Genomic DNA, 13,906 nt, shown 5'->3' with positions numbered 1-13,906 from the left:
GTGGTATCAATTTCAGACTTTCAAGTATGGTAGGAGAGAAGAAGCTACCTTTTATAAATTGCAATTTATGTAAACGCTTACTGATTTTAGATGACAGTTGAATAGTTTTAGGGGTTTTAAATTTTTTTAACAACAATGGTCAGACGTCATTCGTTATACGTTATACGACCAATAACTCGTGGGAGAAGTGGAGGATTCACATATGAAGTTCGTAATGTTTCTAGTCGGTTTACTTGTAGTGTTTGTACTAGGTTTCCTTATCAGTTCAGATCGTAAGAAGATTAAATATAAACCAATTGCACTTATGCTCGTCATTCAATTGGTACTTGCGTATTTCTTACTAAATACAAAGGTCGGATTTGTATTAGTAAAAGGGATCGCAGATGGATTTGGTTCTATTTTAAAATTTGCGGAAGCTGGGGTTAATTTCGTATTTGGTGGTCTAGCAAACGATGGACAAGCACCATTCTTCTTAACAGTATTATTACCGATTATTTTCTTAGCAGTATTAATCGGGATTCTGCAACATATTAAAGTTTTACCGATTATCATTCGTGCAGTCGGTTTCCTATTAAGTAAAGTTAACGGTTTAGGAAAACTAGAATCATATAATGCGGTAGCAGCTGCAATCGTTGGTCAAGGGGAAGTATTCATTACAGTAAAAGATCAACTAAGCAAATTACCGAAAAATCGTTTATACACACTTTGTGCATCTTCAATGTCTACAGTATCGATGTCAATTGTCGGTTCTTATATGAAAATGATTGATCCAAAATATGTAGTAACAGCACTTGTATTAAACTTATTCAGTGGATTCATTATCGTTCATATCATTAATCCATATGAAGTAAAAGAAGAAGACGATATTTTAGAATTACAAGAAGACAAGAAACAAACATTCTTTGAAATGTTAGGCGAATATATTATGCTTGGTTTCTCAATCGCTGTAACAGTAGCGGCGATGTTAATCGGTTTCGTGGCATTAATTACAGCAATTAATGGTGTATTCGATTCAATTTTCGGAATCACATTCCAAAGCATTTTAGGATATATCTTCTCACCATTAGCATTCGTGATGGGTATTCCAACATCAGAGATGTTACAAGCAGGACAAATTATGGCAACAAAATTAGTAACGAACGAATTCGTTGCAATGCTTGACCTTGGAAAAGTAGCTGGCGATTTATCAGCTCGTACAGTAGGTATTTTATCTATCTTCCTTGTATCATTTGCGAACTTCTCATCTATCGGAATTATCGCAGGTGCAACGAAGAGTATCGATGGCAAACAAGCAAACGTTGTATCATCATTCGGTTTAAAACTTGTATACGGTGCAACGTTAGTAAGTATATTATCAGCGATTATCGTTGGGGTTATGCTTTAATAAATTAAGAAAAGCAATGAGCGTAGGCTCATTGCTTTTTTTGTTTAACTTGCTTTATCCAAGTCTCTTTTAAAACGTGGTTTCTCTAAATAAGTTCCCAGTCTCCAGACATATTCCACTGGCCCCATTCGGTATTTCTGGAGCCAATAGGTGCTAACGAATAATTGAATCGTATAAATTCCGATGGTTAAAAGAATACCGAAGAAATAGCCGATTTTCCCGTATAAGCCAAATCCATATGCGTAAAAAATGGTTGTTGCGATAATAGATTGCGCTAAGTAATTACTAACGGACATTTTCCCCATGTTCGCCATGTATGTTAGTAGACGGGTTGCTTTTTTGTAATGGAATAATAAAATGATTGTGCTTCCGTAAAAGAAGGTCATAGTTACTGGTGTAAGGCCATCTTGTAACATAATTAAAACCGGGTGTTTTATGAACATAGCTAAGATTTTAATTGTAAAAGAGAAGAGACCGGTGGCAAACCATATTTTTTTGACAGCAGGTATATGTTTACTGACCTCAAATAGCCAGCCTTTTTTCCCTACATACATTCCGAGTAGGAACAGTGGAGACATAAAAATTATTGCGAAAACTGATATAAAAAATAATCCGAATGCACCGTCAATTCCCATGTAATCAAAAGGATTTTCAGTCAATCTAAAGTTGACGTGATCCATATAGCTTCCAGTTTGATGGACTTTATGTTCTTTTTCAGTATAAGGTGCGAAATCATTTATATTTGTAGATGGATCAGTTTGATAAGACATAAGTGTAGTAAGTGCGAGTAGAATAATCGCCCAAATAAGCAAAGTTTTCGGTTTTCGATTGATGAATATCATTAAAAAAATCCCGATTATTCCGTATGCAAATAAAATATCTCCCTCCCAAACAAAAGTGCCATGAATGTAGCCGAGTAGTAAAAGAATGATAATACGTCTTATGTATGTGGGGAAGAATTTTTTTCCTTTTGCGATAATACTTTTTTGTAACAAAATAATGCTAAGCCCAAATAGAAAAGAAAATAGGGATATAAAGTTATGTGTGCCGAAAAATTGAATAAACCAATTAGCGCCTTTATCAAGATCGCCAAATAGATAAGTTGGTTTTTCACTGGTGAAGAACCCAAATTGAATTAATGTCATATTGACTAGTAAAATGCCAAACAAAGCGAAACCACGAATTGCATCAACAGCTTCTACACGTTGATTCATTTTTCCTCTCCTCGTATATTCGTTTTTATATTGAAAATAATACCATTTTATATCTGACACTATGTCAAATATGAGGAAATTTAAGGTGATTTTAAGATAGAGAGCAAACAAAAAAATCACCTTAATACATGTATTAAGGTGATTGAAATATTACTCAGCTGGAGGCGTAAATGTACGTTTCTCTAATTCAGCATCTAGCATAAACAGTGCGTTTGAATCGCTTGTAATACGTTTTAGTTTTTGGATGATGCTATCGAATGAAGCTTCTTCTTCGACTTGTTCGTCAACGAACCATTTTAAGAATGTAATTGTTGCATGTTCACGCTCATCCCAAGCGATATCAGATAAGTTGTAAATACGTTTCGTTACTTCACGCTCGTGCTCAAGTGCGACTTCAAAAGCGTTTAATACAGATTCGTATTCGTTATTCGGATTATCAAATCCAGTAATAATAGCGCGCTCTCCGCGGTCATTAATATAGTTGTAAAGCTTCATTGCGTGGAAACGTTCTTCTTCAGCTTGTACAAGGAAAAAGTTAGCGAATCCATCATAGCTCTCAGCTGTACAGTAAGCAGCCATTGCCATATAAGCATGGGCAGAGTAAAATTCAAAGTTCATTTGTTCATTTAATGCGTCGTGCAATTTTTTTGATAACATAAAATCCCCCTTAGTATTGTGACAAGAATATTATACCATAATTGATAATATTCTCATTTAGATGCTTCGAACCTTTTCGAAAGCTTTGTGACGTGTGCGTCCATAATGTCTTGTAAGTCTAAATCATATTTTTGCGAAAGAATAATAAGGTTAGATAGTACATCGCCAAGTTCTTCTTTTAGTTCTTGTTTTAGCTCTTCTTCTGTTTTCGCATCTTCATCAGGGCGATCGCGGCCGATTTCAATAGCACGAACGACTCGTGAAACTTCCCCAACTTCCTCGGTTAAGAAATTTAAGCGAATAAAGGCATTATACTGTGACCAGCTTCGTTTTTCGTAAAATTCCTCAACCCATCTTTGAAATGCAACGATATCCATTTCTTCCTCATCTCCTCAATATGTTGTACAATGTCAATTGTATCATAACAATATATAGTTTCGGGGTGTAGGAATGAGAAAGATTTGTGTGTTTGCAGGTTCTAATTTAGGGGAGAAACCAGAATTCAAAGAGCAGGCAATTCAGTTAGGTAAAATGTTTGTTGAGAACGAGTATGAGCTCGTATACGGTGGTTCGTGCGTTGGATTAATGGGAGAAGTAGCAAACGAAGTTCTTCGTTTAGGTGGACGTGTAACAGGTGTTATGCCACGCGGTCTATTCCGAGGAGAAATTGTGCATACAGGATTAACAGAATTAATTGAAGTAGAGACGATGCATGAACGTAAAGCGAAAATGGCAGAGCTTGCAGATGCTTTTATTGCGCTTCCAGGCGGATACGGAACGTTTGAAGAACTATTTGAAGTTGTATGTTGGTCACAAATTGGTATACATAATAAGCCGGTTGGTTTATTAAACATAAAAGGTTTTTACGGACCAATTCTGCAAATGGTTGAACGTGCAGCAGAAGAAGGATTTATGAATCCATCAAATAAAGAATTGATCGTTTCAGCTGAGACGGCAGATAAACTAATTCATGCAATCCAAAATTATGAGCGTCCTGTTTTGGGAACGAAGTGGAAGCAACTATCATAGCAAATACGGAAACACATGTCGTTTTAATTTAAGATGGCATGTGTTTTTAATTTGGTTAAATATGTTAATTTTAATATATGACGTTTTTGGAAAAGGAGAAATTGATGGAGGAGTTCGTATATTTACGTCCTGTTTTTAAAAGTATTTTAGCAGCGTCTATTCTTGTTATGCTAATCGTTTCAACACAGAAGAAAGAGCTAATTAATGAATTTTCGCTTTGGTTTATTTCGATATTGTGTATCGGTGTTTCGGCGATAACACTCTTTATGATTGGCTTTATTGTTGATGAGTATAATTTGGCTGGAGATCCACAATCGTTTTGTATGTTTATTGCGATTGGTTGTATTAGTGGCCTGAATTTCATTATTTATTACAGAAGGCAATAAAAGAGGCATTCCATATTACTTTGGAATGCCTTTATCATTTTGATTGCTTTGTTTTTTATACAGGTACCAGCCACCCCATCCGCCACCAATTGCTACGACAACGAGGAAAGCATAGTCTTTAACCTCGACACGTATATTGAAAATATTAGCTATAAGTAAGAGAATCCCAACTGTTATCAACGCAAAAAATGCTCTAATTAAGTAGTCTTTCAACTGAACCACTCCCGTCATTTAAGTAGTAAATGATGAATTTGGAAAAGCTTTTTGGATCTATGATACTAAAGGGTGTTTCCTATATTTTAACATAGATGAGATTGTAATATATTGATAAAAGTAGGGGAGAGGGGCGCTGATATTGTCGTGATTTGTCGGCAAATTGATATCCTTTGTCAAATCGTTGATATATTGCGGGTTATGATCGATATAATGAAAAAATCGTTGATATATTGCGAGTTATGATCGATATATTTGAAAAATCGTTGATATAATTTCGTGTACCGTTAAGTGCGACCATTACATAAAAAAGCGACTCTAAACGAGCCGCTTCCGCTTTTAATGATATCCAGCTCCAGCGGCTAGAACAGTCGGTTGTTTCACTCCTTCATTCGAGGCAAAAAGCGCCTCGTAATCAGGGGTTCCAACACCCTCCTGTTCTAAACGAGCCGCTTCCGCTTTAAAGTCTATTATTGATTCAAGAACGCACGTAGCATCCAAGCGTGTTTTTCTAGTTCTGTGTAGATACCTAGTAGTAGGTCAGATGTCATTTCATCGTCAGAGTCTTGAGCGATTTCCATGCCTTTTTTCAGTTCGACTAGCATCATTTCGTAGTCTTTCATGATTGCTTCGACCATCCCTTCTGCAGTTTCTCCGTATGCTGCTTCTTGAATAGAAGATAGTTCTAAGTATTCTTTCATTGTTGCTACTGGTTTGCCGCCAATTGCTAAAATACGTTCTGCAATTTCATCGATGTGAGTAGCTGATTCTGTGTAAAGTTCTTCGAATTTCTCGTGTAATGTGAAGAATTGAGGTCCTTTTACGTACCAATGGAAGTTGTGAAGTTTTGTGAATAAAACGCTCCAGTCTGCTACTTGTTTGTTTAATACTTCGATTACTTGTTTGTTCATTATGATCAATCTCCTTTTGAGTTGTTATGTGATATCAATTACTAATTTATAATTATTATAATCTAGTAATGTCTATAAATCAACCCTTTTGCTGGAATTAATTTGAACAAATTATGAACTGTTATAAATAAAAGGCCCTATTACGGTGAAGTAATAGGGCCTTTGTTTGAGATATGGCTCTTGTTCTAAACGAGCCGCTTCCGCTTTTATTTATTAAACAGCCTTTTGTTTTTCTTCTACATCCTGTCCATCCCAGCACTCTGTATTCTTTAAGCCAGGGATAGAGTTTGCAACGAAGACAGGATCTTTGCCTTGTTTCTTTTGCTTCAAATAGTCTACTAATGCAGCGTAAGCAAATTTGCTAAGGAATGAGATGGCAATTAAGTTTGTGAATACCATTAGTCCCATGAATAAATCAGCTAAACTCCAAACTGTTTTAAGAGCAGCGATTGATCCGAAGAATACCATTCCGACAACTGCAACACGATAAATCATTAACCATGTTTTGCTTTCTTTAATGAATGCGATATTTGTTTCACCATAATAGTAGTTTCCTAGAAGTGAACTGAAAGCGAATAGGAAAATAATAATCGCTAAGAAAGTGCTTGCCCACGGTCCAATTTGTGAACTTAATGCGTTTTGTGTTAATTCGATGCCTTCTAAATTTGATCCTTTGTAAAGTCCAGAACATAATACGATAAATGCTGTTGATGTACATACTAAGAATGTATCTACGAAAACGCCTAATGCTTGAACAAGCCCTTGTTTTACAGGGTGAGATACATCAGATGTTGCGGCTGCATTAGGAGAACTACCCATTCCTGCTTCTGTCGCGAATAAACCGCGCTGAATTCCGAACTTGATTGCCGCTCCAATACCACCAGCGATGGCTTGGTCTAAACCGAATGCACCGTTAAAGATTTCCATGAAAATGCTTGGTAACATACTAAAGTTGTTAATAACGACAAAAATAGCCACGCCGATATAAACGATTGCCATTGGCGGAACAATCATTTCTGTAATACGTGAAATGCTCTTAATACCACCAAAAATAATGACTGCAACTAATAAGGCTAATAGAGCTCCTACGATTGTTCGCTCTAGTCCAAAAGCATTTTCAAACGCTATTGTTACTGTATTCGCTTGTACTGAATTGAAAATTAATCCGTACGCAATTGTAATAAGAAGTGAGAACCAAACACCCATCCAGCGTTTGTTTAATCCTTTTTCCATGTAATATGCCGGCCCACCACGGAACCTGCTACCATCTTTTACTTTATAAATTTGAGCGAGCGTACATTCTACGAAACTAGTAGCTGCTCCGATAATTGCTATAAACCACATCCAAAATATTGCGCCAGGTCCACCCATCGAAATTGCTAATGCCACACCGGCTAAGTTCCCGATACCGATACGTGCTGCTGCACTTAAGCAAAATGCTTGGAATGGAGAGATGCTATCTTTCTTTTTTTCTTTTCGATTAAACCCTTTACTAATTAAGCTGACCATCTCACTGAAATGAGTAATTTGGACAAATTTTAATTTAAAAGAGAAGTAAAGACCGAAGCCGATTAGCATTGCAATAAGAATATATGACCATAAAATATTATTCGTTACCTCAAGGAATCTGCTAAAGATATCAACCATATAATACACTTCCTTTTTTTCGTAATAAGAAAATTATATGCAAAAAATATACGAGAATCAATTTTTCTAAAAAATTATGTTACTTAAATCATTTTTGTGTTATGATTATGTTACATCGTAATATTTTTAGAATTATTTACATTTTAAAAAACTAAATTTAAAGCGGGAAAGTGGGGATAATTTGAAAGAAGATTCTTTATTGAAAGTAAGCCTTGAGAGTTTGAAAATGAGAAGTAATATATTTTTTATTATTACATCTTTAAGTATCTTTTTAGGGTCCACTTATTATTACAATAAAAGATTTCCAAGTCACAAATATCCTGAGTGGTTAGAATTTCTAAAGTTGATTGGATGAATAAAAGACAGAAAAACAGAAAATTAAAATAAACAAGTTATGGAGGAGCTAAAAATGAATATTAGAGAAAGTGAACTTCCGGGTATTGGTTATAAGTTTCAAATCGTTACGAAAGGTAACGAAAAGATGGTAATTGTCATTCATGATGATGGACGTAGAGAAATGTATCATTTTGATTCAGACCATGAAGAAAGCATCTCAAGTATTTCACTACGTGACTCAGAGGCAAGACAAATCGCAGCAATATTAGGTGGAATGGTATATAAGCCTAGGGCGTTAGAAAATGTTGAGATGGTTTTTGAAGGTTTAGCGATTGAGTGGTTTAAAGTGGAGAATACAGCTTCAGCAATCGGAAAAACAATTGGCGATCTTGAAATAAGAAAAACATATAGCGTAACGATCATCGCAGTTATGAAGAAGAACATGAAGAAGTTATTTAATCCAGGACCAGAAACAGTAATTGAAGAAGGAGATATGCTTGTAGTTTCAGGTGAGAGAGAAGAAATTAAAAAAATCATTAATGAATTACTTTCAAATAGGGGGGACTGATTAGATGGATACGTTAATTTTTGAAGTTGGTACAGCTTTAGTTTTAGTGGCAATTGCAGCAGTAATTGCTGGAAAGTTTAAATTCTCAGTAATTCCTTTTCTAATCGTTCTTGGAATGTTAGTAGGACCGCATGCACCGACAATAGGTGTTATCGATCTCAAATTTATTGAAAGTGCAAGTGTAATTTCCTTCCTTGGACGGATTGGGGTTCTATTCCTTCTATTCTATCTAGGATTAGAATTTTCAATGAAAAAACTAATTAAATCTGGACGCTCTATTGCGATTGGTGGAACGATTTATATTTTAATTAACTTTTCACTTGGTTTGTTATACGGATTTATAATGGGATTCCCATTACTAGAAATCTTAATTATTGCGGGTATTATTACGATTTCTTCTAGCGCTATCGTTGCTAAAGTGTTAGTGGACTTAAGAAGAACTGGTAATAATGAAACCGAATTAATTTTAGGAATTATTATGTTTGAAGATATATTCCTTGCTGTATATTTATCAGTTGTTTCTGGTTTAGTACTAGGGGATCACGCTTCCTTCTTAGGTGCCCTTACTTCAATTGGAATTGCTTTAGGATATATGCTTCTATTCTTTATAGTAGCTAGAAAGGCTACGCCGTTATTAAATAAATTGCTCAATATTAGCTCAGATGAAATCTTTATTATTGTAGTATTTGCTTCTTTATTCTTCATTGCTGGTTTTTCAGAAACAATTCACGTTGCAGAAGCAATTGGAGCACTTCTTCTAGGATTAGTTTTCTCTGAGACGGAGCATAGTGACCGAATTGAACATCTTGTTGTTCCATTTAGAGACTTTTTCGGAGCTATTTTCTTCTTCAGCTTCGGGTTAAGTATTGATCCATTCTCATTAGGCGGAGCGATATGGTTAACGTTAGGTGCTGTCCTTCTTACGATAATCGGTAACTTTGTAGCAGGGATGATTGCAGGAAGACAAGCTGGATTATCTCATAAAGCATCAACAAATATCGGATTAACAATCGTTTCAAGAGGAGAGTTCTCCATCATTATGGCTAATATCGGTATCGCCGGTGGTTTAATGTCAGTCTTAAAACCATTCTCAGCACTATACGTGCTTATACTATCCATTTTAGGCCCACTTCTGACAAAAGAGTCGAAGAATGTATATAAATTCTTAAATAAAATCTTTAAGTGGGATACGAAAACTAACTAAATTAAAAAAAATAAAAGTACAAGATATTTCCTGCTTGTACTTTTATTTTTGTAATGAAAACAGTAAAGAGAGGTAAATGATGTTAGGAGAGTTGATTCATTCGGTTTTAGTTTTTTTAGAAGGACTTGGTTATTGGGGAATTATGCTTGGATTAATGCTAGAGGTTATTCCAAGTGAAATCGTATTGTCTTATGCGGGTTATTTAGTATCAACAGGAAGCATTACATTTTGGGGCGCTGTCGCGTTCGGTACAATTGGTGGTGTAATTGCACAACTATTCATTTATTGGATTGGTCGATATGGAGGAAGACCTGTTCTTGAGCGATATGGAAAATATATTTTAATTCAGAAGAAACATATTGATTATGCTGAAGATTGGTTTAATCGTTATGGAACTGGCGTTATCTTTACCGCACGTTTTATTCCGGTTGTGCGTCATGCTATTTCGATACCAGCGGGTATTGCGAAAATGTCACATGCTAAGTTTATTACGCTAACTACATTAGCTGTTATTCCGTGGTCCATTGTGTTTGTATATTTAGGTTTTAAATTAGGAACAGAGTGGGAAAGTATTAATAAAGTTGCGGGGCCATATGTGAAATACTTTGCACTTGCTGCTATTGTTTGTGCAATTAGTTATTTTGTATTAAAAAAAATAATGAAAAAAAAGTGATTACAGAAAAGGAATCTATGTCGACGTAGATTCTTTTTTATTGGCATTTTTTCAAGGATGAAAGAATACGTTTAATATTTACCATATTGTGGCATACATATAGAAAAAGGGTGCTTGGAAAGGGGAATAAAGAGAAATGGAACTCCAGTTTGAAAATGTATATCAACAGGTAGAGAATTGGTATGTGTTGGATTCGGAGCTTCCTTGGGATGTCAAAAAGTTGAGAGAGGATTTGTTTTCTCTTATTGAAGTATGTAAAACGCCCGTTATTTTTTGTGATACGTGTGATGCAAACGATGTGCTTCTATCATTAGGAGAAGAGGAAGAAGAGTTCCTATTCCCAGTAGGTGGTTTTTATCATAAAGAAAAGCAATTAATTTTCGTTTGTATGTGGGAAGAGTATGAGCAAGTTCTCAGAACGCTACTGCATGAATTCCGCCATGCGATGCAGCATAAGAGAGATATATTGTATGTGGGAAGTGAACGGTACGAAGAGCGGTGGATTGAAAAAGATGCGAGGAAGTTCGCGGAGAGGAAATTGGATGAATATAAGAGTAGAAAGTTAATGTAAAGCATAGTGGAGAAATAGCGCTGTGCTTTCTTTTTACTTATTAAAAATAAGTATTTGACTTTTATAAAGTTTAGTTCTAAACTAATGGTATGAAACGAGCGAGGTGATGAAATGAAAACAGAAGATAGACTAGGGCTACTATTATGGTTTCGTTTATCACGTTTTTATAATAAGAGTATTCGTGAGACGAATCAGCATTTGAAGAAATGGAATGTATCTGCCGCCCAGTTTGATGTGTTAGCTCAAGTTGGAGGACATGATCGTTTAACGCAGCAAGAACTTGGAAATAAGCTATTTGTTACGAAAGGAAATGTAACGCAGCTTTTAAATAAAATGGAGCAGCTTGAGTGGATTTCGCGTGAACAAGAGGGTACTACGAAATATATTTCTTTAACAGAAAAGGGAAGAGCTTTATATGAGGAAATCGTCCCACCTCAAGAAACGTTCCAAGCAGAGAAGTTTCATAATTTAAATATAGAGGAACAAAAGCAATTATTAACACTACTAAAAAAGTTACAGTAAGAAAAAATTTTAAAATAAATCTCGAATTCGAGATAGTATGAGGTGAAGGCTATGTTTAGAAAAGTTGATCATAAAAATATGGGCAGAGCAAATCATGGCTGGTTAAATACACATTTTCATTTTTCTTTTGCTAATTACTATAATCCAAATAACATGAACTTCGGAGCGTTACGTGTTATTAATGATGATCTAGTAGGGGCGCAAACTGGTTTTGATATGCATCCGCACCGTGATATGGAGATTATTTCTTACGTTGTAGATGGTGCTTTAACACATGAAGACAGCATGGGAAATCGCGGAACGATTGAGCGTGGACATGTTCAATATATGAGTGCTGGCACGGGTATATTTCATAGCGAGCATAATTTAGGCGATGAAACGCTGCGTTTATTACAAATTTGGATTTTACCAGACCGTGCGGATCATAAACCAAACTATGGTGAGTTTAAATTTGATTGGAGCAAGCGCGAAAATGAATGGTTTCATATGGTATCTTCAGTAGAAGGAAATGCACCAATTCAAATTCACCAAGATGCGAATTTATACTCCTTATCATTAGAGGCTGGAAAAGAAATTCATTTTCCAGTGAAAGAAGGCCGTCAATTGTACCTTGTACAAATTGAAGGAAGCAGTGTAATCAATGGTGAAAATCTTGTTATGCGTGATGCAGCAGAAGCGGTAGAAGAAGATATTCACATTCAAGCGAAAGAACAATCACACTATTTAGCAATTGAATTGAAAAAACAATAAAATGCGTAAAAAAAAGAGGACATCCGATAGGATGTCCTCTTTTTTTGATTGGAATTGTCTGAAAAATGTTTCTCAAATTTTGGGTAGAGGTATCAGCTGTAAAAATCAGAATTGTATAAAAGTGTCAAAAATCTTTATGGGAATGGGGAATGTTATAGTGAAAAAGCAAGTCATTTCATCAGCATTAGCGTTAACTGTTATCGCCGGGGGATTTGGAGCGTTTGGGGCAACGACAACGAAAGCGGAAGAACAAAAAATTCAATATCATCAAGAATTTAAAACACCTGCATACATAGGTGAAGAATGGAAAGCACCGGAAGGGCTAGATAAAAAAGAGACGGTCTTTCAATACTTAGAGAGTAAGAAAGATATGTTTAAATTAGCAGGAAATATTGAAAAGCATTTTAATATCGTTGGGGAAGAAAAAGACGCTGAATCTGATACGACACATGTAAAGCTAGTTGAGAAACATAATAACATTCCTGTGTACGGTTCTGATCAAACTGTTACACTTGATAAAGAGAATAATGTAAAAGCATTCTTCGGACAAGTTATTCCGAATTTAGATGATAAAAATATTCCTGCAGCTGCAAGCATTACTGCGGAACAAGCAGAAACAATTGCTAAGGCAGATATTGAGAAAGAAATTGGTAAAGTAAAGAGTTATGACGGTGTGAAAAAAGATTTATTTGTATATGAAAAGGACGGTAATTACTACCTTGCATACTTAGTTAAGGCATCGATTTCAAAACCAGCTCCAGGGTATTGGCATTATTTTGTTGATGCAACAAATGGAAAAGTTATTGAGAAATATAATGCTGTAGATCACGTTACAGGGTTTGGCTACGGAGTATTAGGTGCTAGACAATCATTTGAAATTGCTCAAGATGAGAAAACAGGAGCATTCAATTTATTTGATGGTAAGCGTGGACAAGGTGTTCATACATTTGATGCAGAAAATATGGATGAAAACTTGTTTAATTTATTCTCACAATGGCTTGGATATACAGGCGAAGAAGTTGAAAGTAAATCTAAGTTCTTCGAGGATAAAGCTGCAGTCGATGCGCATGTAAATGCAGGAAAAGTATATGATTACTACAAAAAGACATTTAATCGTAACTCTTTCGATGATAAAGGTGCGAAGCTTATTTCTACTGTTCACGTAGGGGAGAGCTGGAATAACGCAGCTTGGAATGGTGTGCAAATGATGTATGGTGATGGCGATGGAAAAACATTCATTCCATTATCTGCGGGACTTGATGTTATCGGTCATGAATTAACGCATGCTGTAACTGAACATACAGCAAACCTTGTTTACAAAAATGAGTCAGGGGCGTTAAATGAATCGTTATCTGACATTATGGGTGTTATGGTTGAGAAGAAAAGCTGGGATTTAGGTGCTGACATTTATACACCTGATAAACCAGGCGATGCACTTCGTTCACTAAAAGATCCAGCATCTATTCCAAACCCATTAAAACCAAGTGAAGGTTACCCAGATCACTATAGTAAACGTTATACTGGAACAGCTGATAATGGCGGCGTTCATATTAACAGTAGTATTAATAATAAAGCTGCTTATTTAGTATCTGAAGGCGGAGATCATTACGGCGTGAAAGTAACTGGAGTGGGCCGTGAAGCGACAGAAAAAATTTACTACCGTGCGCTTACGAAATATTTAACTGCAAACTCTGACTTCAAAATGATGCGTCAAGCTGCTCTTCAGTCAGCTGAAGATTTATATGGTAAAAACTCTAAAGCTGTACAAGCTGTAACGAAAGCTTATGATGCAGTAGGCGTAAAATAATAAGAGAAAAAACCTGACTAGAGTGTCAGGTTTT

General features: G+C 35.7%; 17 protein-coding genes. 10 read left to right on the top strand and 7 right to left on the bottom strand.

Going from position 1 to position 13,906, the window contains the following annotated elements:
- Positions 1-202: 202 nt before the first annotated feature.
- Entirely contained in the window at positions 203-1,384 is a 1,182-nt protein-coding gene (locus MHH27_RS26230) for a NupC/NupG family nucleoside CNT transporter (protein WP_053563400.1), read from the top strand.
- A 44-nt stretch (positions 1,385-1,428) separates the two neighbouring features.
- Here MHH27_RS26230 and MHH27_RS26225 read toward each other — a convergent pair whose 3' ends face one another.
- The 3 genes from MHH27_RS26225 to MHH27_RS26215 all read right to left on the bottom strand — a co-directional run bounded on the left by MHH27_RS26225 (position 1,429) and on the right by MHH27_RS26215 (position 3,632).
- Entirely contained in the window at positions 1,429-2,598 is a 1,170-nt protein-coding gene (locus tag MHH27_RS26225) for a DUF418 domain-containing protein (protein ID WP_071731072.1), read from the bottom strand.
- Between the two features lie 150 nt (positions 2,599-2,748).
- A complete protein-coding gene (locus MHH27_RS26220; RefSeq protein WP_000949403.1) occupies positions 2,749-3,255 on the bottom strand; it encodes a ferritin in 507 nt (168 codons plus the stop codon).
- 53 nt (positions 3,256-3,308) lie between these two features.
- A complete protein-coding gene (locus MHH27_RS26215) occupies positions 3,309-3,632 on the bottom strand; it encodes a MazG nucleotide pyrophosphohydrolase domain-containing protein (protein ID WP_000355746.1) in 324 nt (107 codons plus the stop codon).
- Between the two features lie 73 nt (positions 3,633-3,705).
- On the opposite strand from MHH27_RS26215, the gene MHH27_RS26210 reads away from it, so the two are divergent.
- Both MHH27_RS26210 and MHH27_RS26205 read left to right on the top strand, forming a co-directional pair.
- Positions 3,706-4,284, top strand: coding sequence for an LOG family protein (locus MHH27_RS26210; protein WP_001225717.1), 579 nt, complete (start codon positions 3,706-3,708; stop codon positions 4,282-4,284).
- Positions 4,285-4,388: 104 nt separating this feature from the next.
- Positions 4,389-4,670 carry a hypothetical protein gene (locus MHH27_RS26205; RefSeq protein ID WP_000390916.1) on the top strand — a complete coding sequence of 94 codons (282 nt, stop codon included), beginning with the start codon at positions 4,389-4,391 and terminating at the stop codon, positions 4,668-4,670.
- 15 nt (positions 4,671-4,685) lie between these two features.
- Here MHH27_RS26205 and MHH27_RS26200 read toward each other — a convergent pair whose 3' ends face one another.
- From MHH27_RS26200 to MHH27_RS26185, 4 genes are all read right to left on the bottom strand, one after another.
- Complete coding sequence (locus MHH27_RS26200) at positions 4,686-4,883, bottom strand: hypothetical protein (RefSeq protein WP_000656312.1); 198 nt, start codon at positions 4,881-4,883, stop codon at positions 4,686-4,688.
- Between the two features lie 339 nt (positions 4,884-5,222).
- On the bottom strand, positions 5,223-5,384 hold the full coding sequence (locus MHH27_RS26195) for a hypothetical protein (protein ID WP_050428240.1): 162 nt from the start codon (positions 5,382-5,384) through the stop codon (positions 5,223-5,225).
- Positions 5,354-5,794: a Dps family protein gene (locus MHH27_RS26190; protein ID WP_001041895.1), complete on the bottom strand. Its 441-nt coding sequence runs from the start codon at positions 5,792-5,794 to the stop codon at positions 5,354-5,356. Before MHH27_RS26190 ends, MHH27_RS26195 begins: the two co-directional genes overlap by 31 nt.
- A 213-nt stretch (positions 5,795-6,007) precedes the next feature.
- On the bottom strand, positions 6,008-7,441 hold the full coding sequence (locus MHH27_RS26185; RefSeq protein WP_000227586.1) for an alanine/glycine:cation symporter family protein: 1,434 nt from the start codon (positions 7,439-7,441) through the stop codon (positions 6,008-6,010).
- 409 nt (positions 7,442-7,850) lie between these two features.
- Between MHH27_RS26185 and MHH27_RS26180 the strand changes: the two genes are divergently transcribed.
- The 7 genes from MHH27_RS26180 (at position 7,851) to nprB (ending at position 13,872) form a co-directional block, all read left to right on the top strand.
- Complete coding sequence (locus MHH27_RS26180; protein ID WP_340944575.1) at positions 7,851-8,345, top strand: cation:proton antiporter regulatory subunit; 495 nt, start codon at positions 7,851-7,853, stop codon at positions 8,343-8,345.
- 4 nt (positions 8,346-8,349) lie between these two features.
- Positions 8,350-9,549, top strand: coding sequence for a cation:proton antiporter (locus MHH27_RS26175; RefSeq protein ID WP_000380223.1), 1,200 nt, complete (start codon positions 8,350-8,352; stop codon positions 9,547-9,549).
- Positions 9,550-9,628: 79 nt separating this feature from the next.
- Positions 9,629-10,222: a DedA family protein gene (locus MHH27_RS26170; RefSeq protein ID WP_000900217.1), complete on the top strand. Its 594-nt coding sequence runs from the start codon at positions 9,629-9,631 to the stop codon at positions 10,220-10,222.
- A gap of 136 nt (positions 10,223-10,358) precedes the next feature.
- Positions 10,359-10,793: a DUF3920 family protein gene (locus MHH27_RS26165; protein ID WP_098235664.1), complete on the top strand. Its 435-nt coding sequence runs from the start codon at positions 10,359-10,361 to the stop codon at positions 10,791-10,793.
- A gap of 111 nt (positions 10,794-10,904) precedes the next feature.
- The gene (locus tag MHH27_RS26160; protein WP_000845480.1) at positions 10,905-11,315 is read left to right on the top strand and encodes a MarR family winged helix-turn-helix transcriptional regulator; all 411 of its coding nucleotides are present in this window, start codon (positions 10,905-10,907) and stop codon (positions 11,313-11,315) included.
- 51 nt (positions 11,316-11,366) lie between these two features.
- On the top strand, positions 11,367-12,065 hold the full coding sequence (locus MHH27_RS26155; RefSeq protein WP_075719948.1) for a pirin family protein: 699 nt from the start codon (positions 11,367-11,369) through the stop codon (positions 12,063-12,065).
- A 157-nt stretch (positions 12,066-12,222) separates the two neighbouring features.
- Entirely contained in the window at positions 12,223-13,872 is a 1,650-nt protein-coding gene (gene nprB / locus MHH27_RS26150; protein WP_000745120.1) for a neutral protease NprB, read from the top strand.
- Positions 13,873-13,906 lie beyond the last annotated feature (34 nt).

The organism is Bacillus sp. FSL L8-0152 (assembly GCF_038006365.1).
Lineage (GTDB): Bacteria > Bacillota > Bacilli > Bacillales > Bacillaceae_G > Bacillus_A > Bacillus_A cereus.
This window is presented reverse-complemented; position numbering and strand designations above follow the sequence as displayed.

Coding starts and splice junctions, on each gene's coding strand:
- MHH27_RS26185 (WP_000227586.1), bottom strand. CDS start 7,441: ATGGTTGATATCTTTAGCAGATTCCTTGAGGTAACGAATAATATTTTA.
- MHH27_RS26230 (WP_053563400.1), top strand. CDS start 203: ATGAAGTTCGTAATGTTTCTAGTCGGTTTACTTGTAGTGTTTGTACTA.
- MHH27_RS26180 (WP_340944575.1), top strand. CDS start 7,851: ATGAATATTAGAGAAAGTGAACTTCCGGGTATTGGTTATAAGTTTCAA.
- MHH27_RS26210 (WP_001225717.1), top strand. CDS start 3,706: ATGAGAAAGATTTGTGTGTTTGCAGGTTCTAATTTAGGGGAGAAACCA.
- MHH27_RS26190 (WP_001041895.1), bottom strand. CDS start 5,794: ATGAACAAACAAGTAATCGAAGTATTAAACAAACAAGTAGCAGACTGG.
- MHH27_RS26220 (WP_000949403.1), bottom strand. CDS start 3,255: ATGTTATCAAAAAAATTGCACGACGCATTAAATGAACAAATGAACTTT.
- MHH27_RS26165 (WP_098235664.1), top strand. CDS start 10,359: ATGGAACTCCAGTTTGAAAATGTATATCAACAGGTAGAGAATTGGTAT.
- MHH27_RS26215 (WP_000355746.1), bottom strand. CDS start 3,632: ATGGATATCGTTGCATTTCAAAGATGGGTTGAGGAATTTTACGAAAAA.
- MHH27_RS26205 (WP_000390916.1), top strand. CDS start 4,389: ATGGAGGAGTTCGTATATTTACGTCCTGTTTTTAAAAGTATTTTAGCA.
- MHH27_RS26155 (WP_075719948.1), top strand. CDS start 11,367: ATGTTTAGAAAAGTTGATCATAAAAATATGGGCAGAGCAAATCATGGC.
- MHH27_RS26170 (WP_000900217.1), top strand. CDS start 9,629: ATGTTAGGAGAGTTGATTCATTCGGTTTTAGTTTTTTTAGAAGGACTT.
- MHH27_RS26175 (WP_000380223.1), top strand. CDS start 8,350: ATGGATACGTTAATTTTTGAAGTTGGTACAGCTTTAGTTTTAGTGGCA.
- MHH27_RS26225 (WP_071731072.1), bottom strand. CDS start 2,598: ATGAATCAACGTGTAGAAGCTGTTGATGCAATTCGTGGTTTCGCTTTG.
- MHH27_RS26160 (WP_000845480.1), top strand. CDS start 10,905: ATGAAAACAGAAGATAGACTAGGGCTACTATTATGGTTTCGTTTATCA.